Origin of the sequence: Tepidimonas ignava, from assembly GCF_004342625.1 — a bacterium.
Classification (GTDB): Bacteria; Pseudomonadota; Gammaproteobacteria; order Burkholderiales; family Burkholderiaceae_C; genus Tepidimonas; species Tepidimonas ignava.
In genome coordinates this window covers 45,432-65,477 of sequence record NZ_SMAH01000001.1, presented here as the reverse complement: position 1 = coordinate 65,477, position 20,046 = coordinate 45,432, and the positions used below count along the sequence as shown (strand labels likewise).

At 66.8% G+C, this 20,046-nt stretch carries 19 protein-coding genes; 11 read left to right on the top strand and 8 right to left on the bottom strand.

All coding sequences use genetic code 11. The features are described from left to right. Positions 1-27: 27 nt before the first annotated feature. Positions 28-1,449: a form I ribulose bisphosphate carboxylase large subunit gene (locus tag EDC36_RS00330; protein WP_132961271.1), complete on the bottom strand. Its 1,422-nt coding sequence runs from the start codon at positions 1,447-1,449 to the stop codon at positions 28-30. A 130-nt stretch (positions 1,450-1,579) separates the two neighbouring features. Here EDC36_RS00330 and EDC36_RS00325 point away from each other — a divergent pair, with 130 nt between their 5' ends. Beyond that, positions 1,580-2,560, top strand: a complete 981-nt coding sequence (locus tag EDC36_RS00325; RefSeq protein WP_132961270.1) for a LysR family transcriptional regulator — start codon at positions 1,580-1,582, stop codon at positions 2,558-2,560. Here EDC36_RS00325 and EDC36_RS00320 read toward each other — a convergent pair. Then, positions 2,445-3,782, bottom strand: coding sequence for a hemolysin family protein (locus EDC36_RS00320; RefSeq protein ID WP_132961269.1), 1,338 nt, complete (start codon positions 3,780-3,782; stop codon positions 2,445-2,447). The two genes, EDC36_RS00325 and EDC36_RS00320, sit on opposite strands and share 116 nt — an antisense overlap. An 11-nt stretch (positions 3,783-3,793) precedes the next feature. On the opposite strand from EDC36_RS00320, the gene EDC36_RS00315 reads away from it, so the two are divergent. Continuing rightward, a complete protein-coding gene (locus EDC36_RS00315) occupies positions 3,794-4,642 on the top strand; it encodes a symmetrical bis(5'-nucleosyl)-tetraphosphatase (RefSeq protein ID WP_132961268.1) in 849 nt (282 codons plus the stop codon). Positions 4,643-4,658: 16 nt separating this feature from the next. Here EDC36_RS00315 and EDC36_RS00310 read toward each other — a convergent pair whose 3' ends face one another. The 3 genes from EDC36_RS00310 to EDC36_RS00295 form a co-directional block, all read right to left on the bottom strand. Next, on the bottom strand, positions 4,659-4,877 hold the full coding sequence (locus EDC36_RS00310; protein WP_132961267.1) for a DUF2283 domain-containing protein: 219 nt from the start codon (positions 4,875-4,877) through the stop codon (positions 4,659-4,661). 262 nt (positions 4,878-5,139) lie between these two features. Then, positions 5,140-6,621 carry a DEAD/DEAH box helicase gene (locus tag EDC36_RS00300; RefSeq protein ID WP_132961266.1) on the bottom strand — a complete coding sequence of 494 codons (1,482 nt, stop codon included), beginning with the start codon at positions 6,619-6,621 and terminating at the stop codon, positions 5,140-5,142. A gap of 97 nt (positions 6,622-6,718) precedes the next feature. Further along, positions 6,719-7,825 (bottom strand): fatty acid desaturase, encoded by a 1,107-nt coding sequence (locus tag EDC36_RS00295; protein ID WP_132961265.1) that lies wholly within the window; start codon positions 7,823-7,825, stop codon positions 6,719-6,721. Between the two features lie 245 nt (positions 7,826-8,070). Here EDC36_RS00295 and rpsT point away from each other — a divergent pair, with 245 nt between their 5' ends. Then, positions 8,071-8,373 carry a 30S ribosomal protein S20 gene (gene rpsT / locus EDC36_RS00290; RefSeq protein WP_132961264.1) on the top strand — a complete coding sequence of 101 codons (303 nt, stop codon included), beginning with the start codon at positions 8,071-8,073 and terminating at the stop codon, positions 8,371-8,373. Between the two features lie 169 nt (positions 8,374-8,542). Here the strand turns inward: rpsT and EDC36_RS00285 are convergent, their stop codons facing one another. Further along, complete coding sequence (locus tag EDC36_RS00285) at positions 8,543-8,872, bottom strand: DUF3579 domain-containing protein (RefSeq protein WP_132961263.1); 330 nt, start codon at positions 8,870-8,872, stop codon at positions 8,543-8,545. A gap of 158 nt (positions 8,873-9,030) precedes the next feature. Here EDC36_RS00285 and EDC36_RS00280 point away from each other — a divergent pair, with 158 nt between their 5' ends. The 3 genes from EDC36_RS00280 (at position 9,031) to EDC36_RS00270 (ending at position 11,609) form a co-directional block, all read left to right on the top strand. Continuing rightward, a complete protein-coding gene (locus EDC36_RS00280) occupies positions 9,031-10,236 on the top strand; it encodes an aspartate aminotransferase family protein (RefSeq protein ID WP_132961262.1) in 1,206 nt (401 codons plus the stop codon). After that, complete coding sequence (argF, locus tag EDC36_RS00275) at positions 10,233-11,183, top strand: ornithine carbamoyltransferase (RefSeq protein WP_132961261.1); 951 nt, start codon at positions 10,233-10,235, stop codon at positions 11,181-11,183. The genes EDC36_RS00280 and argF overlap by 4 nt, the downstream gene beginning before the upstream one ends. Before the next feature lie 117 nt (positions 11,184-11,300). After that, positions 11,301-11,609 (top strand): YkgJ family cysteine cluster protein, encoded by a 309-nt coding sequence (locus tag EDC36_RS00270; protein ID WP_132961260.1) that lies wholly within the window; start codon positions 11,301-11,303, stop codon positions 11,607-11,609. Between the two features lie 14 nt (positions 11,610-11,623). Here the strand turns inward: EDC36_RS00270 and pap are convergent, their stop codons facing one another. Together pap and EDC36_RS00260 are read right to left on the bottom strand one after the other, a co-directional pair. After that, a complete protein-coding gene (gene pap / locus EDC36_RS00265) occupies positions 11,624-13,111 on the bottom strand; it encodes a polyphosphate:AMP phosphotransferase (protein WP_132961259.1) in 1,488 nt (495 codons plus the stop codon). An 811-nt stretch (positions 13,112-13,922) separates the two neighbouring features. Then, positions 13,923-14,996 carry an AraC-like ligand-binding domain-containing protein gene (locus EDC36_RS00260; RefSeq protein ID WP_132961258.1) on the bottom strand — a complete coding sequence of 358 codons (1,074 nt, stop codon included), beginning with the start codon at positions 14,994-14,996 and terminating at the stop codon, positions 13,923-13,925. Positions 14,997-15,193: 197 nt separating this feature from the next. On the opposite strand from EDC36_RS00260, the gene EDC36_RS00255 reads away from it, so the two are divergent. The 5 genes from EDC36_RS00255 to EDC36_RS00235 all read left to right on the top strand — a co-directional run bounded on the left by EDC36_RS00255 (position 15,194) and on the right by EDC36_RS00235 (position 20,010). Continuing rightward, positions 15,194-16,384 carry an amino acid ABC transporter substrate-binding protein gene (locus EDC36_RS00255; protein ID WP_132961257.1) on the top strand — a complete coding sequence of 397 codons (1,191 nt, stop codon included), beginning with the start codon at positions 15,194-15,196 and terminating at the stop codon, positions 16,382-16,384. 93 nt (positions 16,385-16,477) lie between these two features. Continuing rightward, on the top strand, positions 16,478-17,368 hold the full coding sequence (locus EDC36_RS00250; RefSeq protein ID WP_132961460.1) for a branched-chain amino acid ABC transporter permease: 891 nt from the start codon (positions 16,478-16,480) through the stop codon (positions 17,366-17,368). Beyond that, positions 17,365-18,393, top strand: a complete 1,029-nt coding sequence (locus EDC36_RS00245) for a branched-chain amino acid ABC transporter permease (protein WP_132961256.1) — start codon at positions 17,365-17,367, stop codon at positions 18,391-18,393. The genes EDC36_RS00250 and EDC36_RS00245 overlap by 4 nt, the downstream gene beginning before the upstream one ends. Continuing rightward, positions 18,386-19,207 (top strand): ABC transporter ATP-binding protein, encoded by an 822-nt coding sequence (locus tag EDC36_RS00240; RefSeq protein WP_243646407.1) that lies wholly within the window; start codon positions 18,386-18,388, stop codon positions 19,205-19,207. The genes EDC36_RS00245 and EDC36_RS00240 overlap by 8 nt, the downstream gene beginning before the upstream one ends. Continuing rightward, positions 19,204-20,010, top strand: coding sequence for an ABC transporter ATP-binding protein (locus tag EDC36_RS00235; protein WP_132961255.1), 807 nt, complete (start codon positions 19,204-19,206; stop codon positions 20,008-20,010). The genes EDC36_RS00240 and EDC36_RS00235 overlap by 4 nt, the downstream gene beginning before the upstream one ends. Positions 20,011-20,046 lie beyond the last annotated feature (36 nt).

The window sequence follows — 20,046 nt, the reverse complement described above, 5'->3', positions numbered from 1 at the left end:
AAGGGGTTCGGTTCCGTGCGAGGGCGATCACTTGTGTTGCACGTCGAGCTTGTCGACGACATCGAACTCGAACTTGATCTCCTTCCAGGTCTCCATCGCGATCTTGAGCTCGGGCGAGTGCTGCGCCGCCGCGGTCAGGATCTCCTTGCCTTCTTTTTCGAGGTTGCGGCCCTCGTTGCGCGCCTGCACGCAGGCTTCCAGCGCGACGCGGTTGGCGTGCGCGCCTGCGGCGTTGCCCCACGGGTGGCCGAGCGTGCCGCCGCCAAACTGGAACACCGCGTCGTCACCGAAGATGCTCAGCAGCGCCGGCATGTGCCACACGTGGATGCCACCCGACGCCACCGCAAACGCGCCCGGCATCGAGCCCCAGTCTTGGTCGAAGAAGATGCCGCGGCTGCGGTCTTCGGGCACGAACGACTCGCGCAGCAGGTCCACCCAACCCAACGTCGCCTGACGATCACCTTCGAGCTTGCCCACCACGGTGCCGGTGTGCAGGTGGTCGCCGCCCATCAGGCGCAGCACCTTGGTCAGCACACGGAAGTGGATGCCGTGGTAGGGGTTGCGGTCGATCACGGCGTGCATGGCACGGTGCACGTGCAGCAGCACGCCGTTTTCGCGGCACCAGTTGGCCAGACCCGTGTGGGCGCAGAACCCCCCCGTGAGGTAGTCGTGCATGATGATGGGCGCGCCGATCGACTTGGCGTACTCGGCCCGCTTGTACATCTCCTCAGGCGTCGGCGCGGTGACGTTGAGGTAGTGCCCCTTGCGCTCACCCGTTTCACGCTCCGCCTTCTCGATGGCCTCCATCACGAAGTCGAAGCGCTGCTTCCAGCGCATGAACGGCTGGCTGTTGACGTTTTCGTCGTCCTTGGTGAAGTCCAGACCGCCGCGCAGGGCTTCGTACACGGCGCGGCCGTAATTCTTGGCCGACAGGCCGAGCTTGGGCTTGATCGTGCAGCCCAGCAGCGGGCGGCCGTACTTGTTCATCAGATCGCGCTCGACCTGGATGCCGTGCGGCGGGCCACCGCAGGTCTTGACGTACGCGATCGGGAAGCGCACGTCTTCCAGGCGCAGCGAGCGCACCGCCTTGAAGCCGAACACGTTGCCCACGAGCGACGTGAACACGTTGACCACCGAGCCCTCCTCGAACAGATCGATCGGGTAGGCGATGAACGCATAAAACGCCGTGTCGTCGCCCGGCACATCCTCGATGCGGTAGGCACGGCCCTTGTAGTAGTCCAGATCGGTCAGCAGGTCGGTCCACACCGTGGTCCAGGTGCCGGTGGAGGACTCGGCGGCCACCGCCGCGGCGGCCTCCTCGCGGTCCACGCCGGGCTGCGGCACGATCTTGAACACCGCCAGCAGGTCGGTGTCCAGCGGGGTGTAATCGGGCATCCAGTACGTCTGGCGGTATTCCTTGACGCCGGCGTTGTAGGTCTTGACGGCCATGCTCACTCCTCGGGTATCGTCGGTGGCGGTTGCGTTGTCCCGTCGTGACGGGGCTGAGGCGAATCGTAGGCACGACATCCATTTTTGAAAAGTAAAATATTCAAACCGTTTTGTTTTATCTTCATAAACGATGAACCCGCGCCACCTCACCCTGCACCAACTGCGCATCTTCCGCGCGGTCGCCGAACAAGGCAGCTTCGCCCGCGCCGCCGAAGCCCTGCACCTGGCCTCCCCGACCCTGTCGCTACAGGTCAAGCAGTTGGCCGAGGTGGTGGGGCAGCCGCTGTTCGAGCAGATCGGCCGGCGCATCTACCTGACGGCGGCGGGGCGCGCGTTGGCCGAAGCGGCGGTCGACGTTGACGATCGGCTGCGCCGCTTGGCCGAGGACATGGCCGCGCTGCAGGGCGTCGAAAAGGGCAGCGTGCGGCTGGCGATCCTGACCACCGTGAAGTACGTCGTGCCGAAGTTGTTGGGCAGCTTTGCCGCGGCGCATCCGGGCATTGAGGTGGCCATGGTGGTGGGCAACCGCGACACGCTGCTGCAGCGCTTGGGCGCCAACCGGGACGACCTCTACATCCTGGGCCAGCCGCCGCAGGACTGGAACGTGGTGTGTGAACCGTTCGCCGACAACCCGCTGGTGGTGGTGGCGCCCCCGTCGCACCCGCTGGCGCGCGAGCGCGCCATCGACCCGCGACGCTTGGCGGGCGAGCCCTTCATCCTGCGCGAACCCGGCAGCGGCACGCGCGCCACCATGCAGCGCTTTTTCGACGCACTTGGGGTGCCCCTGCGCGCCCGCCTGGAGGTGGGCAGCAACGAGGCCATCAAGCAAACCGTGGCCGGGGGGCTAGGGTTGGCGGTGCTGTCGGCCCACACGGTGGTGGCCGAACTGGCGCTGGGCGAGCTCGTGCAATTGGACGTCCAGGGCTTTCCGCTGCTGCGCCAGTGGCACGTGGTGTACCCACGGGGCAAGCGCCTGTCACCCGCAGCCGCCGCGTTCAAGGATTGGCTGTATGCCCATCGGGATCAGGCGGTGGCGACGGCGCTGCGGCGCTCGGCGCCCGCTCGGCGTGCACGCGGTCGATCCGCCGCCCCTGCATCGAACGCACCGTGAGGCGCCAGCCCGCCACCTCCACCGTGTCACCCACCTGCAGCAAATCCCCCGCCACCGTCTGCATCAGCCCCGCCAACGTGGCGTAGCGGTCGTGTTCCTCGTCAGGCAGCGCCGCGATGTCCAGGCGCGACTTGAACTCGTGCGCTGGCATGGCGCCGTCGAACAACCACGACCCATCCGGCTGCGGCGTCGCCCACGCGTCGTGCGGCTCGGCGCTGAACAGCTCGCCCGTGATCGCCTCCAGCAAGTCCAGCGGGGTGAGCAAGCCCTGCACCTCACCGTACTCGTCCACCACGAACACCATGCGCATGGCGCGGGCACGGAACTGCTCCAGCAGGTCAAGCGCCGTCAGGGTCTCCGGCACAAACACCGCAGCTTCAGCGTCGCGGTGCCAGTCGTCCTCGCGGCCACCCGCTTCGTCCAACGCCATCAGGTGCGACAGGTGAATGACCCCCAGCACATCGTCCAAGCCGCCCCGGCACACCGGGTACCACGAGTGTCCCCCGTGGCGCGCCTGCACCAACACCTGCGCCAGGGGCAGACCGGCGTCGAGCCACTCGACTTCGGCGCGCGGCACCATCAGGCTGCTCAGCGGCCGGTCGTCCAGCGCCAGCACGTTGTGCACCATGCGGTGCTCCTGCCGCTCGATCACGCCGGCAGCCAAGCCTTCGTGCAGGCTGGCGTGGATCTCCTCCTCCGTCACCGTGCGGGCCGCGTCGGTGTCGATGCGCAGCAGGCGCAGCACCGCATGGGTGGTGGCCGACAGCAGCAGCACGAAGGGCTTGGCCACACGGGCCACACCGGCCATGGGCCGCGCCACCCAGCGCGCGACGGCTTCCGGGTAGAGCTGGCCAATGCGCTTGGGCACCAACTCGCCAAAGACGATCGTCAAGAACGTGATGGCCGCCACGACGATGGCCGTCGCGGACACCGAGGCGGTTACGTCGGACCACCCCCAACCGCGAAACCAGTCTGCCAGCCCGTCGCTGAACGCCGCCTCGCCCACGATGCCGTTGAGCATGCCGATGGATGTGATCCCCACCTGCACGGACGACAAAAACTGCGTCGGGTTGTCCAGCAGTTGCAGCGCGGTGCGGGCCCCCTTATCCCCCGCGTCGGCCAGGGCCGACAGGCGCGCCCGGCGGCTGGCCGCCAACGCCAACTCGGACATGGCAAACACCCCATTGAGCAGGGTCAAAAAGACGATCAGCAAGATATCCATAATGCGCGCCCATGGCACTATACTTGATTGGCGACGTCCAGGGCTGCGACGCCATGCTGCAACGCCTGCTGGACGAGGTGGGCTTCTCGCCCAGCCGCGACCGCTTCATCGTGTTGGGCGACTTGGTCAACCGCGGACCGCAATCGCTGGCCGCGTTGCGGCGCGTGATGCGCCTGGACGGCGCCGCCGACACGTTGTTGGGCAACCACGACCTGCACCTGCTGGCCGTGGCCGCGGGGGTGCGCCCGCCCCACCGCGGTGACACGCTGGACGACATTTTGGCGGCCCCCGACCGCGCCGCGCTGTTGGACTGGCTGGCCACGCGCCCCCTGGCGCTGCTCGAGCGCGGGTGGTTGCTCGTGCACGCCGGGGTGCTGCCGGGCTGGAGCGTCGAGCAAACATTGGCCCTGGCCGACGAGGTGCACGCCGTGCTGCGCGACCCCACCCAGCGCCACGCCTGGCTGGCGCAGATGTACGGCAACGAGCCGAGCCGCTGGGACGACGCCCTGGTTGGCCCGCCGCGCTGGCGCGTCATCGTCAACGCGCTGACCCGGCTGCGCTTTTGCACCCCTGCGGGCGAGATGGAGTTCGCCACCAAGGACGGCCGCGATGGCGCACCCGCGGGTTACCTGCCGTGGTTCGACGTGCCCGGGCGCGCCAGCGCGGGCACCCCGATCGCTTTCGGCCATTGGTCGACGCTGGGGTCGCTGGCGCGCGCCGACGTCCTGCCCCTGGACAGCGGCTGTGTCTGGGGCGGCGCCCTCAGCGCCGCCTGCCTGCCGGACGAACACTCGCCCCGGGACGCGCGCGCGGTCGAAATCATCCGCCTGCCGTGCCCCCAGGCGCGCCGGCCGGGGTAGCTGTCGGGGGCGGTCGTCAGGCTGCCAAGGCCACGGAGGTCAGCGGCAAATGAGACACCGACAAAGCACGCAAATCGACTTGTCGGCTGGCATGTTGGATGTCGATGCCGACGACTTGGCCTTGCGCGCCCACGTCAACCACGACACCCTCCCCCACCTCCAACGAATCGCGCGCTGGAGCATCGCTGAGGTGGATGTACAGCGAATCCGTCTGCGGGTCATAGTCCAGTCTCATGGCCGAAACCTCCTGTCCGGGAATGCGTTGTGCAAGGTCACGCCGTCGGCCAGTGTCACCACGCGCAAATAGTGCCCCAGCTCAGGCACCCACACCCAGTGACGTATTCGCCCATCGTCAGGCTGCACTTCACGCTTGATGGGCTGACGCACGCCGCTTCACACCACTCCAGTTTGAGGTACGCCCGTTTGAGCAGTACGTTGTGTCTGAAATAGTCGGTTTGCGGCAGCAAACCATCCACCGAGGACGAACGCCACCGAGCTCATGCCGAGGCTTTCGGTGAACCCTCGGCACTGGGCGGGTCTGCAAAGCGCAGCAGCGCGGCGACCTTGCGCTTGGGCCGGATGTAGGCCGACAGGCCTTTGGGCGCCGCGGGCTTGGCAGCCGCCTCCCAATCGGGTTTGACATCGGGCGGCAGCGACGGTTGGTACGGCCGGTCCAGCAGCGGATCCGCGGCCACCGCGGGCGCGCGTGCGGGCCGTGCCCGAGGCGCGCGCGCCGCCGCCGATGGCGCGTCGTGCGCTGGGTCGACCGCCGCCGCCTCGCCGCTGCGCCACAGGCGTTGCCCGTCGTTGCCGCGCGCGGGACGTGCGCGCCGCTCGTCCGGCAGCTCCAGAGGCTCAACCTCGACTTTGCGGCCGATAAGTTTTTCGATCTCGGCCACCTGACGCGCATCCCGTCCGGTCACGAACGAAAACGCCAGCCCCGACGCCCCCGCCCGCCCGGTGCGGCCGATGCGGTGCACATAGTCTTCGGCGTTGAACGGGATGTCCACGTTGAACACCGCCGGCACGTCCTTGATGTCCAGCCCGCGCGCGGCCACGTCGGTGCACACCAGCAGTTGCACCTGGCCTTGCTTGAACGCCTCCAGCGCCTTGAGGCGCTCGTCCTGGCTCTTGTCGCCATGCAGCGCCGTCACCGCCAGGCCGTCGCGCTCCAGCGCACGCGCCAGCCGGGCGCAGCCCAGCTTGCTGTTGACGAACACAAACGCCTGCTGAACGCCGTGCTCGCGCAGCAGCGCCTTGAGCGCGGTGCGCTTGTCCTCGTCTTCGACGCGGAAAAAGCGCTGCTCGACGGTGGAGGCGGTCGTGTTGGGCCGCGCCACCTCGATGACCACCGGGTCTTGCAGGTAACTGGCCGCCAAGCGCTTGATTTCGGGCGAAAACGTCGCCGAAAACAACAGCGTCGTGCGCTGCTTGGGCAGGTACGACAAGATGCGCTGCAGGTCCGGCAAAAACCCGATGTCGAGCATGCGGTCGGCCTCGTCCAGCACCACGTACTCGACTTGGTTGAGCACCACCGTCTTGGCCTCGATGTGGTCCAGCAGCCGCCCCGGCGTGGCCACCAGGATCTCGACGCCCTTGCGCAACTCCTCGACCTGAGGCTTCATGTCCATGCCGCCAAACACCACCGCGCTGCGCAGCGGCGTGTGTTTGGCGTACAGCTTGATCTGCTGCGCCACCTGATCGGCCAGCTCGCGCGTGGGCAGCAGCACCAGCGCACGCACCGGATGGCGCGCCGGCGACGTCGAGGTGTTGGCGTGGCGCAACAGCCGCTGCAGCAGCGGCAGCGAAAACGCCGCCGTCTTGCCGGTGCCGGTCTGGGCCGCGCCCATCACGTCGCGCCCCTGCAGCACCACGGGAATGGCTTGGGCCTGGATGGGGGTCAGGGCCGTGTAGCCCATCTCGGCCACCGCGCGTTGCAGCGGTTCGGCCAGGTTCAGTTCGGAAAACGCTTGTGTCATTGGGCTGTATTGTCGCACCGCAGCACGGCGCTGGCCAGCGCAACAAGGCCAAGGGACCGCCATGCGGTCCCTCGCTCACGTCCGTGGTACGGGGCGCTCAGGCGTACGATGGCGCCGGGTCGCTGGTCGGACGCCCCTGGAAATCGGTCCAGCAGCGGCGCGTGAAATCGTACAGCTTGCAGCGCCGCGCGGTGTCGAAGTACCAGCGCCAACTGAAGCGCTGGATGATGATGCGGCCCGGCAGCATCTCCTCCAGCTTCTTTTGCGCCTGTTTGAGACGGTACAGCGGCACGCTCATGTCGACGTGGTGCGCGGTGTGCTCCATGATGTGGTGCATCAGCGCCCCGATCTTGAACGGGAACTCCAGGTGCACCGTGGTGGACACAAACGGCGCCGCCTTGGCCCACGCCACCTTGTCGTCGTGCCACTGCACCGCCGGGTGGGTGTGGTGCACGTACACGACGAAGCCGATCATCGCGTTCCAGAAGATGAACGGCACAACAAACCCCATCAGCACCTGCAGCGCCACCGACTGGTCGGTGGCCAGCGCTGCGGCCACCATGGCGGCGATCCAAGCCACGCCAACGGCCAGCACGAACACGCCGTCCCAGATGAACTCCGGCCGGCGCGCGCCCATGTAGGCCTTGCGCGGGAAAAACATGCGCAGCCACCACATCTCGATCAGGTAGTACAACGCCGGCCCCCAGCCGCTGCGGTACACACGCTCGAGCCACTGGCGCCAGCGCGGCAGGGCTTCAAACTCTTCCTTGGTCAGTGGCGCCCAGACGAAGTCCACGCCCTTGAGGTTGGTGTAGCCGTGGTGCACCACGTTGTGGCCGACCTCCCACAGGCTGTAGGGCGTCAGCGACGGGATCATCGCGATGCGCCCCAGCAGCTTGTTGAGGCCGCGATGCGGCGTGTAGCTTTGGTGGCACGCGTCGTGCCCGATGATGAACAGGCGCCCGATCATGAAGCCCGCCGCCACGCCGCACAGCAGCTTGGCCCACCAACTGGTGAACACGACGGTGCCCGCGATGAAGGTGGCGAAGATCACCCAGTCCAACACCAGCAGCGCCACCGCAATGGCGGTGCGCCGCTCGGCCAGCGGCGTGATCCAGCTGCGGATGATTTTGCGGTGCGGCAGGGCCGCGCCCGGAGGGATGGGTTGGGCCGCTTGGGTGGCGGACAGGTTTTCCTGGGTCATGGTGTCTTCGAAACCAAACATCGTCACCGAAAAAAGCTCGGCAGCCGAGCGCGCCCGTGCAGGCTAGCCACGCGCGGTCAGCGCGCGCAAGTATGCCCGAGTCCCCTTGCATCCGGTTGACAAAGGTCAACCGAACACCGCCGTGCGCGCGCCGGTGTTGTTTCTTTGCCAACCGCGGCTGCCCTGTCTATAATTGCGGGTTTTGCTGGCATCATCCTCCCAAACTTCTTGTCAGGAACCCATCCATGGCCACCAAGTCCAACAAGTCCCCGCGCCTGAAGTCGGGCCGCAAGCGCGCCCGCCAGGACGCCAAGCTCAACGCCCACAACAGCTCGCTGCGTTCGAAGTACCGCACCGCGATCAAGAAGGTCGAAAAAGCCGTCGCCGCCGGCGACAAGGCCAAGGCGACCGAGCTGTTTGCCCAAATGCAGTCGATCGTCGATTCGATCGCCGACAAGGGCATCTTCCACAAAAACAAGGCGGCGCGTGACAAGAGCCGCCTGTCGGCCAAGGTCAAGGCGCTGGGCGCCGCCACCGCAGCCGCCTAAACGCGCGAAAACACCCGCACGGGCGGCCGCGTGCCGCCTGCCTTTGGAACGGGTGCGCTGCCAGCAACGCCCGACGCGCCGGGCAAACCTCAACGCCTCCCAGCCGGGAGGCGTTGGCGTTTCAAGGGGACCTCACGGCCAAACGGAAGCGCGGCAAGGATCGGCGCGCTCAGGGGCGCGATGCGGGGACGTCGGGCACCAGGCACGCTTCGGTGACGACCAGATCGTTGTCGCGCGCAAACCCCATGATGAAATCCCATGCGCGCTCATCGTAGTCGCGCAGCGCCCGGTCCACCACCACGCACTTGACGCCGCCCACCACGGTGGGCACCACCCAGGGGGAATAGCCCAGGTGGCCCGCCGGGCCGCTGGCGCGGGCCTGCGGATGGAAAGGGCGCATCACGCCGGCCAGACGCTCCGCCCAGTCGCTCGGACGGAAGGTGCGCCCGCTGCGGGTCACCCCCTGAATAAAAACTTGCTGGGCGTGGGGCGTGTCCATCACGGGCGGTATTCTATCTTATATAAGACTTGGTGCCGTTTCCGTTACGTACCCGCGGCTGGCTATTCACCCCCGCGCGGCTTCGGCCCCTGCGCCCGACGCCGCCACCGATAGAATCGGCGGCTGGCCGAACCACGTTTGCAGGAGCGCCCGACGCGATGTACGACCTCAAGCCAATCCCCGAGCCGCATGTCATGTCCACCTATGGGCGTGTGCCCGTGATGCTCACCCACGGCAAGGGGTGCCGCGTGTGGGACGACCAGGGGCGCGAGTACCTGGACGCTTTGGCGGGCATCGCCGTCAACACGCTGGGCCACGCCCACCCGCGCCTCGTGCGGGCGCTGCAGGACCAAGTCGGCCAGCTCATCCACACGAGCAACTACCATCACCACCCCTACACCGAGCCGTTGGCCGCGGCGCTGTGCGAGCGCAGCGGGCTGGACAAGGTCTTCTTTTGCTCCAGCGGGCTGGAGGCCAACGAAGCCGCGCTGAAGCTGGCGCGCAAGTTCGGTCACGACAAGGGCATCGCGCGCCCCGAAATCGTGGTGTACGAGCGGGCGTTCCACGGCCGCTCGATCGCCACGCTGTCGGCCACCGGCAACCCCAAGGTGCAAGCGGGCTTCGAGCCCCTGGTCGAAGGCTTCATCCGCGTGCCGATCAACGACCTGGACGCGCTGCGCCGCGCCACCGAAGGCAACCCCAACGTCGTGGCGGTGTTTTTTGAAGCCATTCAGGGCGAAGGTGGCGTGCACCCGCTGCAGCCTGACTACATCGCCGGCGTGCGCGCGTTGTGCGACGAGCGCGACTGGCTGCTGATGATCGACGAGGTGCAGTGCGGCATGGGCCGCACCGGCCGGTGGTTCGCGCACCAGTGGGCGGGCGTTCGCCCCGACGTGATGCCGCTGGCCAAGGGGCTGGGCTCGGGCGTGCCGGTCGGCGCGGTGGTGGCCGGGCCGCGCGCGGCGCAGATCTTTCAGCCGGGCAACCACGGCACCACGTTTGGCGGCAACCCGCTGGCCATGCGCGCCGGCCTCGAGACCATCCGCATCATGGAAGACGAGGGCCTGCTGGACAACGCCGCGCGGCAAGGCCAGCACCTGCTGACCCAACTGTGGGCCGAGCTGCACGCCGTGCCAGGGGTGCGCGAAGTGCGCGGCAAAGGCTTGATGATCGGCATCGAGCTCGACCGCCCGTGCGGCGACCTGGTGCTGCGCTGTGCGCGCGCCGGGCTGCTGATTTCGGTGACCGCCGACCGCGTGGTGCGCTTGGTGCCCCCCCTGATTCTGTCGCGCGCCGAAGCCGACGAAATCATCGCCAAACTGGTGCCGCAGGTGCGCACCTTCCTCGACGAGACCTCCGCATGACCCCGCCGCTACGCCACTACCTGCAGTTCAAGGATTTCACGGCCGACGAGTACGCCTACTTGTTCGAGCGCGCGGCCCTGATCAAACACAAGTTCAAGACCTACGAGCGCTACCAGCCGCTGGTGGATCGCACGCTGGCCATGATCTTCGAGAAAGCCAGCACGCGCACGCGGGTCAGCTTTGAGGCGGGGATGTACCAAATGGGCGGCTCGGTGGTGCACCTGACCACGGGCGACAGCCAGCTTGGGCGCAGCGAACCGATCGAGGACACTGCGCGCGTCATCAGCCGCATGGTGGACCTGGTGATGATCCGCACCTTCGAGCAAAGCAAGATCGAGCGCTTTGCCGCGCATTCGCGCGTGCCGGTCATCAACGGCCTGACCAACGAGTTCCACCCCTGCCAAATCCTGGCCGATTTGTTCACCTGGCTCGAGCACCGTGGCCGCCGCAGCGACGGCTCGATCGATGCCGGCGCGCTGCGCGGGATCACGGTGGCGTGGATCGGCGACGGCAACAACATGGCCAACACCTGGCTGCAGGCGGCGCAGATCCTGGGCTTTCGCGTGCACCTCAGCACCCCGCGCGGCTACGAGGTCGACCCGGCCGTGGCCGGTGTGCCGCGCGGCGACTTTTGGCAGGTCTTCGACGACCCCATGCAGGCTTGCCGCGGCGCCGACTTGGTCACCACCGACGTGTGGACCAGCATGGGCTACGAAGCCGAAAACGAAGCACGGCAAAAAGCGTTCGCCGCTTGGCGCGTGACCGCTGCCATGATGGCGCAAGCCAAGCCCGAGGCGCTGTTCATGCACTGCCTGCCCGCCCACCGTGGCGAAGAGGTCGACGCCGAGGTCATCGACGGCCCCCAATCCGTCGTCTGGGACGAAGCCGAAAACCGCATGCATGTGCAAAAGGCGTTGATGGAGTACCTGTTGCTCGGCCGGCAGTAGCCCATGCGGTTTCGAGCGCAGCGGCCAAACCGCATGCATGTGCAAAAGGCGTTGATGGAATACCTGTTGCTCGGCCGGCGGTGAGCCATACCGTGTTGAGAATCGGTTGGGAGTGCAATGAGCGAGTGCTTGCGCTGCGGCGCATGCTGCGCCTGGTTTCGGGTTGATTTTTCGGTGTACGAAACGCAAAGCTGCGGCGGCCGGGTGCCGGACGGGTTGGCGGTCGAGGTCAGCGGCGCCACCGTGCGGATGCGCGGCACCGACCACTGGCCCCCGCGGTGCGCCGCGCTGACCGGCACCGTGGGCCAGCAGGTGGCCTGCGGTATTTACGAATGGCGGCCCTCACCGTGCCGGGAGTTCGAGGCCGGCAGCGACGCGTGCACCAAGGCGCGTGCCCGCCACGGCCTGCCTCCGTTGGGCGCCTGACCAGCGCGCCGGTCTCAAGCTTCGTCGTCCAGCGCCACCCGTAGCCGGCGCGTCAGCGTGCGCAGCACCTCGACGCGCGCCCAACGCTTGTCGTCGCTGGCCACGATGTGCCATGGCGCCACGCGGGTCGACGTGCGGTCCACCATCTGCTCCACGGCGCGTTCGTACTGAGGCCACTTTTCGCGGTTGCGCCAATCCTCGGGCGTGATCTTGTGGCGCTTGTACGGGGTGTTCTCGCGCTCGCGAAAGCGCCGCAGCTGCTCCTCGGGCGTGATGGCCAGCCAAAACTTGACGATGATCGCCCCAGCCTCGGCCAACTCCTCCTCGTAGGCGTTGATCTCGCCGTACGCGCGCATCCAGTCGGCCTCGCCGCACAGCCCCTCGACGCGCTCGACCAACACCCGACCGTACCAGGACCGGTCGAAGATGACCGCCTTGCCGTGGGGAGGGATGTAGCGCCAAAAGCGCCACAGGTACGGTTGCGCACGCTCGTTTTCGTTCGGCGCCGCCACCGGCACCACGCGGTAAAACCGCGCGTCCCACGCCGCCGTCAAACGCCGTATCGTGCTGCCCTTGCCCGCCGCGTCCATGCCCTCGAACACCACGACGAGCGAGCGTTTGCGCAGCCCCGGGTGGCGGCTGAGCTGATTGAGCTCGCCTTGCCAGCGGGCCAACTGGCGTTCGTAGCGCTGCTGCGTCAGGCTGCGGCCGTAGTCGAACGCGTGCAACAGGCTGGCTGGACGCGCCGGCAGCTCCAGCACCGCCGGGGGCACGGGCACGGGGGCCGGCGCCGGAGGCGGCCGGTGCTGCAGCACCGTCAGCAGGTGCTGCCCCGCGGTCACCTCTCGGTAGGCGTCGTCGCTGCCATCAATGACGATCCAGGGCGCCTCGCCCAGGCTGGTGCTGCGCAGCGCTTCGTCGGCCGCGTCGATGAAGGCATCGTAGCGTTTGAGGTGCGCCTTTTCGCGCGGTCCGATGCGCCATGCCGTGCGCGGATCCGCCGCCAACGCCTTGTAGCGGGCTTTGACCGCCTTTTTCGACAGATGGAACCAGAACTTGACCAGCACCACCCCCTCGGCGACCAGCATGCGCTCGAAGCGCCGGATGCGCTCCAGCCGCAACGCAAAGCGTTGCCGGTCGTCGCGCCCCTGCACCCGGCAATGGATGGGATCGGTGTACCACGACCCAAACAAGATGCCAATGTGGCCCTTGGGCGGCAACACCTGCCAAAAGCGCCACATCTCGGGCCAGCGGCGCTCCTCGTCCCGCAACGGGTCGAACGCCTCGGTGCGGATATGGCGTGGGTCCATCCAGGCGTTGAGGGTGTTGACCGTTTCGCTGCGGCCTGCCCCGTCGACCCCGTTGATCAGGATGCACACCGCACGGTCGGCACGCTGCAGCAGCTCGTACTGGGCCTGCAACAACGCCGCGCGCAACGCGGGCACCTGGGCCTTGTACGTGGCGCGGTCCAGACGATGGCCAATCTCAGCAGATTCGAACATGGACTTGAAACGCCTCGGCGGTTGAGGAGGCTGCTGTCTTGTTTACGTTGAGACCTTCGCCTTGGGTCCTCTGGACCAATCGATGCAGGAAGCTTGCCCCAGCGCTTTCCGCACAATATACCCCATGGGCTTCAACCGCCGTAAGGGTGGCCCCCCAGACACCTGCTCAAACCGCTCCAGCCTCAGCGATCACGGCGTTACCCCGTCTGGCGCCTCGGTTCGTGCGGTCTTGCCCCGTAAGCGCCCTCGAAGACCTGGGCGACCCCATCAACCAACCGAACGTGCGGCGCGCCCCTCCGATGCCCTCCCGGTTCATCGACACCCCCGCCCTGTTGGCCCTTCGTTGACCAGTTCGTAGGCGAACCACACCCGTTGAACAAAGGCGGTTCAGCCCGACCTCCCGTTGGACGCATGCACTGCCCCACTCGGGGGTGCGCCGACGCTGGGCAATCGCTGCCACGCGCACAGCAGGGCCAGGGTTCGGCACGTGCCAAATGGCCTTAGCCCCGTACGGGGAGTGGTACGGGTTCCTGGGCGCATGACGGCTCCTCGAACGGCGGTTGATCTGACCTGCGCGAAAGCACGCTACCCATGCTGGTGAAAAAACGCGCAAGCCAGCTTGCAGAGCCCGGTGACGGGGCGCAGCCATTTGACGTCGAGCTCGAAGGCCCTCATGTGGAGCCGCTGCCCTGTGCCCACTTCCATGAACCACGACGATCCTTTGCTGATTGGCCGTGTCGTGGAGGACCTTGGGCACGCGGCCGATTGTGGCGGCCATGGAGCCCACCGGGGGCCGCAGCACGCCGGGGGCTCAACCCGGAGCTCTTGCACCGTCCGAACGACACGTTGGCGCCGTGCGGGACAACGGTTGAACCTCTTGCTGATCACGGTTCCAATTTCTGTGTGTAAGAAGCGTACCCGCTTCTCGCAGCGGTTCAGCCAGCGACTCGGCGCGGAATTCGCTGGGGCTTTTACCCATGTGCTCCCGAAACACCCGACTGAAGTGCGAGGCGTTGTTGAAGCCCCAGGACAAGGCGATGTCAGTGATGGTCCGTGTGGACGGGCTGGCCTGCAGCTCGCGGATGCAGGCCTGCAGGCGCTGGCGCTGGATGTACTGCGCCAAAGTTTCGTCCTCGTCCGCAAAAGCGTTGTAGAGGTGGCGGCAGCTGCAGTTGAGCGCGCGCGCAATTTGCTCCACTGACAGCGCTGGGTTACGCAAATGCAGGGCCACATAGGCACGGATGCGGTCTTTCAGCGCCTCGCGCTGGGTCAGCTGAGTCTGTTGCCCGGCCAGTTCCAGCAGCGACAAATGCACCAGCTGTATGATCAGCTCGCCGGCACCGCGCGCGGCATCCGCACTCATGTTGGGCAGTTCCTGAAAGGTGCTGCGCATGGTCGTCAGCGCCACACGTGCAATACCGCTGCTGGCGCCTACGGGCCGCGCCATCAGTGGCTCCAGCCGAAGGCCGCGCGCCAGCATTTGCGCCTTGGGCAGCATGACAATGAGATGCTGGACCCGCTCAGGGTTGCCCACCGCGTAACTGCCGGTGGTGTCGTAGATGGTCCAGCTCCCTGGACCAACCCAGGCCTGGCGCCCCATCTGCTCAACGCCTGCGCGCCCCCTGACGGGGGCGACGATTTTGAGGTAGCCCTCGGCGCTCTTGCGCACCATGTCGGGCGTGCGTACCACGCGATGGCGATTGGCCTCAAGCTGCGTGAGGATGACGTCGCCCGCACGCACGCTGCTCATGCAGCCGTCGAAATCGGTGTCGCCGTAAAAGTCCGACTCCAACCCACCAAAGTGCTTCCAGATCCACTCTCGCCACAGCGGCGCGCGCTCGCTCGGGGCGAGGGCATCGGTGCTGAGCGTTTCGACAAGGTTCATGTGGAAGGGTGCGGCACTGTTGATTGGCCCATTATGGGACGGCCGCGGGCCAAATCCAAGCCGGATCCCGGGTAAACCCTAATGCTCATGCAGATTTCGTCAACTACTTTGTGCACGTTGAGTAAAGCCGCGCCGCTTGAGGTTTTCTAGCATTGTTGCGCCATCACCCAAACCAACCACAGCCTACTGGAGACACCATGGTTCAACAATCCAAACGCACCCTGATCAAGGGAACGGCCGCCGCCGTGGGGGCAGCGGCCTTTGCGCCGCACCTGCTGGCGAATCAGGCGCCGGTGCGTGTCGGTTATGCGATTGCCCGAACCGGCCCCTGGACCGGTGGGGCGCAGGTCAGCCAGGAGCCGAACTACCTGCTGTGGGCCGAGCAGCAAAACGCCGCCGGCGGGCTGGATGTGAAGGGCGTGCGCCGCCCGATCGAGCTGATCAGCTCGGACGACCGCAGCGACATCGAGACCTGTGTGCGCTCCTACGAAAAGCTGATGGGCAGCGACAAGGTGGATCTGATCCTGCCGCCCTGGGGCTCGAACGCCAACTTTGCCGTGGCTCCGCTGGCCAACCGCTACCAATATCCGTTCCTGGCGCCCACGGCCCTGTCCAAGCGGCTGATCGAGATGAAGCTGCCCTATTTTTTCCTGATGCTGCAGCAGCCCAAGCCCATGACCGAGGCGCTGGTGGAGTTGCTCAAGGCCAACGGCTGCAGGACCCTGGCCTGCATCTATGTGGATGACCTGTTCGGGCTGGAGAACTATGCGGCGCTGAAGGTGGCGCTGCAGGGCTCGGGCATCCAGATGATCGAGGACAAGAGCTACCCCGGCGGCGTCAAGGACCTCTCGCCGGTGCTGCGCTCGATCAAGGACAAGAACCCGGATGCCTTCGTGGGCTTCACCTATCCGCCGGACACCATCCTGGCCAGCCGCCAGGCCAAGGAGATCGGCTTCAACCCGAAGTTCTTCTACGCCTCGGTGGGCACGGCTTTCCAGCTTTACCGCAACGTCATGGGCGCCAGCGCCGAGGGGGTGCTCGGCATGGGCTCGTGGAACAGCAAGTCCAGCCCGGGCGCGAAGGCCTATTTCGAGGCCCACACCAAGAAGTTCGGCGGCAAGGAGCCGGACCGCTGGGCCAGCGGCGCGTGCTGGGCGGCGCTGGAAATCCTGACCAACGCCGTCAAGGCCCACGGTCTGGACCGCAAGGCCATTCGCGACTACGTGGCCAACAACACCCACAAGACCATCCTGGGCGACATCCGCTTCGAAGGCAGCGAGAACGTGGGCACGCCGGGCACCGTGGGTCAGTGGCAAAAGGGCGAGTTCGAGGTGGTCTGGCCGCCCAAACTCGCCACGGCCACGCTGATCAGCAAGCCGGCCTGGTAAGCCACCACGGCCGCCGCCGCAGGCCAAGGGCCCGTGGCTGCCCTTGCGCGGCGGCAGATGTCCTGTCGATTGGACTTCGATACATCCATAACCATGTCCTTCACAGCCTGGCTCGAACTGATTGCCTCCGGCCTGATCACTGGCGGCGTTTATGCGCTGGTGGCCCTGGGCCTGAACTTGCAGTACGGGCTGATGCGCATCCTCAACATCGCCCATGGGGAGTTCCTCATGGTTGGCGCTTACCTGACCTGGCTGGTGCATACGCAGTTCGGCCTGTCGCCGCTGCTGATGCTGCCAGTGGCTTTTGTGGCGCTGATGGTGCTGGGCGTGGTGGTGCACTTCCTGTGCTTTCGCCGGCTTGCTGCCACCTCGCCCAACCTGGATGTGTTCGAGGCGCGCGGGCTGATGGTGGCGTTTGGCCTGATGTTCCTGGTGCAGAACTTCGTGTCCTGGATGTGGGGCGGCGACCTGCGCGGCTATGACTACCTGACCGAGCCGGTGAAGATCGGCCCCATGCAGTTCGCGGCCAACAAGCTGCTGGTGTTCGTGCTGGCGCTGCTCTTTAGCGTCGCACTGATCGTGCTGCTGCGCTTGACGCTGCTGGGCAAGGGCGTACGCGCGTTGATGCAGTCGACCGTGGGCGCGCAGCTCATGGGCATCGACACCAAAAAGCTGCATCCGCTGATGTTCGGCATCGGCATGGGCCTCTCTGGCATTGCCGGCGCGCTGCTGTCCATGGCCTACACGATCACGCCCTACATGGGCCAGCCGTACACGGTGACGGCGCTCATCGTAATCACGCTGGGCGGCTTTGGCAGCATGGGCGGCGCGCTCGTCGGCGGCTTGCTGTTGGGGGTGATCGAGGCACTGGGCATGCACTTCACCAACCCCTCACTCAAGGCGCTGTTGTCGTACGCGGTGTTCATCACCGTGCTGCTGCTGCGGCCCGAAGGGCTGTTTACCCGCAAGACACGCAAAGCATGAGTTCCCGCCAGATCCTGATCCGTGACCTGCTGGTGCTGCTGGCCTTTGCCGGCTGGGCGCTGGCGCTGCCGCATTACGCCAGCGAGTTCGTCACCTCGATGGCGCTGACCTGCCTGATGTATGTGGCGTTGTCTTCCAGTTGGGGGCTGTTCTGCGGCAGCACACGCTACCTCTCGCTGGCCACCTCGGCTTTCTTCGGCATCGGTGCCTACACCACGGCCATCCTGCTGGGGTCATTCGGCTGGGTCGAGACCATCGCCATCGGCGCGGGCATCGCGGTGCTGGTGGCCATTGTCATGGGCGCGGCGGTGCTGCACCTGCGTGGCACCTATTTCGCGGTGCTGACGTTTGGCATGACCGAGCTCATCCTGCACGCGGTGACCTATTTCGAGAAATCGGTCACGGGCACCGTGGGGCGGGTGCTGACGGTGATTCCGGACAACCAGGTGATCTATCTGACGGTGCTGGTGCTGGCGGTGCTGGCGGTGGCGGTGTCGATCGTGGCGCGGCGCACCCGCTTTGGTCTGGCGCTGTTGGGCATCGGCGCCGACGAGCAGCGCGCCCAGACCCTGGGTGTGAATGCGCGCCTGATCAAGACCGCCGGCTTTGCGCTGACGGCGGCCTTTGCCGGCGCGGTGGGCGCGGCCATGGCGGTGCGCTGGACCTACATCGATCCGCACACCGTGTTCAACCCCTTCATCGGTTTTCAGACCGTGCTGATCACGCTGATCGGCGGCGTCACCACGCTGTGGGGCCCGTTGATTGCGGCCATCATCTTCAGCGTGCTGGCCGAGTCGCTGCGGCTGCAGTTTCCGCAGATCTACCTGATGGCGCTGGGCTTGCTGCTGATTCTGTGCGTGCTGTACCTACCGGGCGGCCTGGCCTCGCTGCGCTGGGCCACCGTCAAGAGCTGGTGGCACGACACACGTGACTGGGCCAAGGAATGGCGGCGCGAGTACAGCGGCGAGAAAGAGCGCGAAAAACAGCGTGCGCGCCGCCGCGAAAAGGAGAGCTACCTTGTCTGAGCCGCATCGTAACGCCTTGTTGGAAGCGCACAACATCACGGTGCGCTTCGGCGGCCTGACGGCGGTCGATGGCGTCAGTGCCCACTTTGCTCCGGGGGAGCTGGTGGGCATCATCGGCCCCAATGGCGCCGGCAAGACCACGTTCTTCAACGCCATCTCGGGCGTGCAGGTGCCCACCGCGGGCCGGCTGCTGTGCCAGGGCCATGACCTGACCGGCCGCGCGCCGCACCGCTTTGCCGCCCATGGCGTGGCGCGCACGTTTCAGACGCCGCGCGTGTTCGGTGACATGCCGGTCATCGCCAATATTGAGTTCGGCCTGAGGTTTGCCGGGCGGCGCCGCCGCAAATACCTGCTCTGGGGCGAGGAACTCGGCGTGCCCTGGGCGCTGCGCGATGCGCGCAGCATCCTGCAGCTGATCGGCCTAGCCTCGCAGGCCGAGCTGCCGGCGTCGGCCATCACGCCGTCGCAGCAGCGTCTGCTGGAAATCGGCATGGCGCTGGCGACGCGGCCGCGGCTGCTGCTGCTCGATGAGGTGGCCGCCGGCCTGACCGAGGCCGAGGTGGAGGAGATGGCGCGGCTGATCGGCCGATTGCGCGACGAGCTGGATCTGACGGTGATCTGGATCGAGCACGCCGTGACCACGCTGCTGCGCCACGTCGAGCGCGTGATCGTGCTGCACCAGGGGCGCAAGATCGCCGACGACACGCCGCACAACGTGGTGCGCAACCCCGAGGTCATCGAAGCCTACCTGGGCGATGAGATGGTGCCCCCGGGCGAGCAGCCGCTGCACGAGCACGAGGAGGCGGCCGCATGATGTGGTACCGCGAGACGCCCTTCGTGCTGGGCGGGCCGCAGCAGGCCCATCTGAAGGTGCGCAACCTCAGCGCCGGCTACGGCGCCTTTCTGGTGCTGCGCAATCTGCATTTCGAGGTCAAGCCCGGCCTGACCGTGATCCTGGGCCCCAACGGCGCGGGCAAGACCACGCTGCTGAAGGCGCTCATGGGCCTGATCCCGCGCCAGGGCATCGTGCTGCTCGACGGCGACGACCTGCCGGAGAAGACGCACGAAATCGTCAAGGCCGGGGTCACGTTGGTGGCCGAGGGCCGGCAGCTTTTCCCGCAGATGACGGTGCTGGAAAACCTGGAGCTCGGCGGCTGGCTGTGCGACAAGCACGAGCGCGCGCGCCGCATCGAGCAGGTGCTGGCCGACTTTCCCAAGCTGCGCGAGCGCGCGCACCAGCTGGCCGGCACCATGAGCGGTGGCGAGCAACAGATGGTGGCGGTGGCGCGCGCGATGATGAGCGCGCCACGCCTGCTGATGCTGGACGAACCTTCGCTGGGCCTGGCACCCAAGATGGTCGATGAGCTGCTGGCCATCGCCCGCCGCATCGCCGACAACGGCACCACCGTGCTGATGGTGGAGCAGAACGTCAAGAAGGCGCTGGCCGTGGCCGACCGCGGCTATGTGCTGGAGCGCGGCGCACTGGTGGCCAGTGGCCCGGCGCGGCTGCTGGAGCGCTCCAGCGTTGTGCGTGAGGCCTACCTCGGCGCCGACGATGTGGACAAGACCACCGCCGCCGATGCCGTTGCGCGCCGCCGCAAAAGCGCCACCGTCTAACGATCTGACCCACTTTTTTGCTAGCGCGACACGACA

Coding starts and splice junctions, on each gene's coding strand:
- EDC36_RS00260 (WP_132961258.1), bottom strand. CDS start 14,996: ATGAACCTTGTCGAAACGCTCAGCACCGATGCCCTCGCCCCGAGCGAG.
- EDC36_RS00270 (WP_132961260.1), top strand. CDS start 11,301: ATGAGCGAGTGCTTGCGCTGCGGCGCATGCTGCGCCTGGTTTCGGGTT.
- EDC36_RS00320 (WP_132961269.1), bottom strand. CDS start 3,782: ATGGATATCTTGCTGATCGTCTTTTTGACCCTGCTCAATGGGGTGTTT.
- EDC36_RS00300 (WP_132961266.1), bottom strand. CDS start 6,621: ATGACACAAGCGTTTTCCGAACTGAACCTGGCCGAACCGCTGCAACGC.
- EDC36_RS00280 (WP_132961262.1), top strand. CDS start 9,031: ATGTACGACCTCAAGCCAATCCCCGAGCCGCATGTCATGTCCACCTAT.
- EDC36_RS00315 (WP_132961268.1), top strand. CDS start 3,794: ATGGCACTATACTTGATTGGCGACGTCCAGGGCTGCGACGCCATGCTG.
- EDC36_RS00250 (WP_132961460.1), top strand. CDS start 16,478: ATGTCCTTCACAGCCTGGCTCGAACTGATTGCCTCCGGCCTGATCACT.
- EDC36_RS00245 (WP_132961256.1), top strand. CDS start 17,365: ATGAGTTCCCGCCAGATCCTGATCCGTGACCTGCTGGTGCTGCTGGCC.
- EDC36_RS00295 (WP_132961265.1), bottom strand. CDS start 7,825: ATGACCCAGGAAAACCTGTCCGCCACCCAAGCGGCCCAACCCATCCCT.
- argF (WP_132961261.1), top strand. CDS start 10,233: ATGACCCCGCCGCTACGCCACTACCTGCAGTTCAAGGATTTCACGGCC.
- EDC36_RS00325 (WP_132961270.1), top strand. CDS start 1,580: ATGAACCCGCGCCACCTCACCCTGCACCAACTGCGCATCTTCCGCGCG.
- pap (WP_132961259.1), bottom strand. CDS start 13,111: ATGTTCGAATCTGCTGAGATTGGCCATCGTCTGGACCGCGCCACGTAC.
- EDC36_RS00310 (WP_132961267.1), bottom strand. CDS start 4,877: ATGAGACTGGACTATGACCCGCAGACGGATTCGCTGTACATCCACCTC.
- EDC36_RS00285 (WP_132961263.1), bottom strand. CDS start 8,872: ATGGACACGCCCCACGCCCAGCAAGTTTTTATTCAGGGGGTGACCCGC.
- rpsT (WP_132961264.1), top strand. CDS start 8,071: ATGGCCACCAAGTCCAACAAGTCCCCGCGCCTGAAGTCGGGCCGCAAG.
- EDC36_RS00330 (WP_132961271.1), bottom strand. CDS start 1,449: ATGGCCGTCAAGACCTACAACGCCGGCGTCAAGGAATACCGCCAGACG.
- EDC36_RS00235 (WP_132961255.1), top strand. CDS start 19,204: ATGATGTGGTACCGCGAGACGCCCTTCGTGCTGGGCGGGCCGCAGCAG.
- EDC36_RS00255 (WP_132961257.1), top strand. CDS start 15,194: ATGGTTCAACAATCCAAACGCACCCTGATCAAGGGAACGGCCGCCGCC.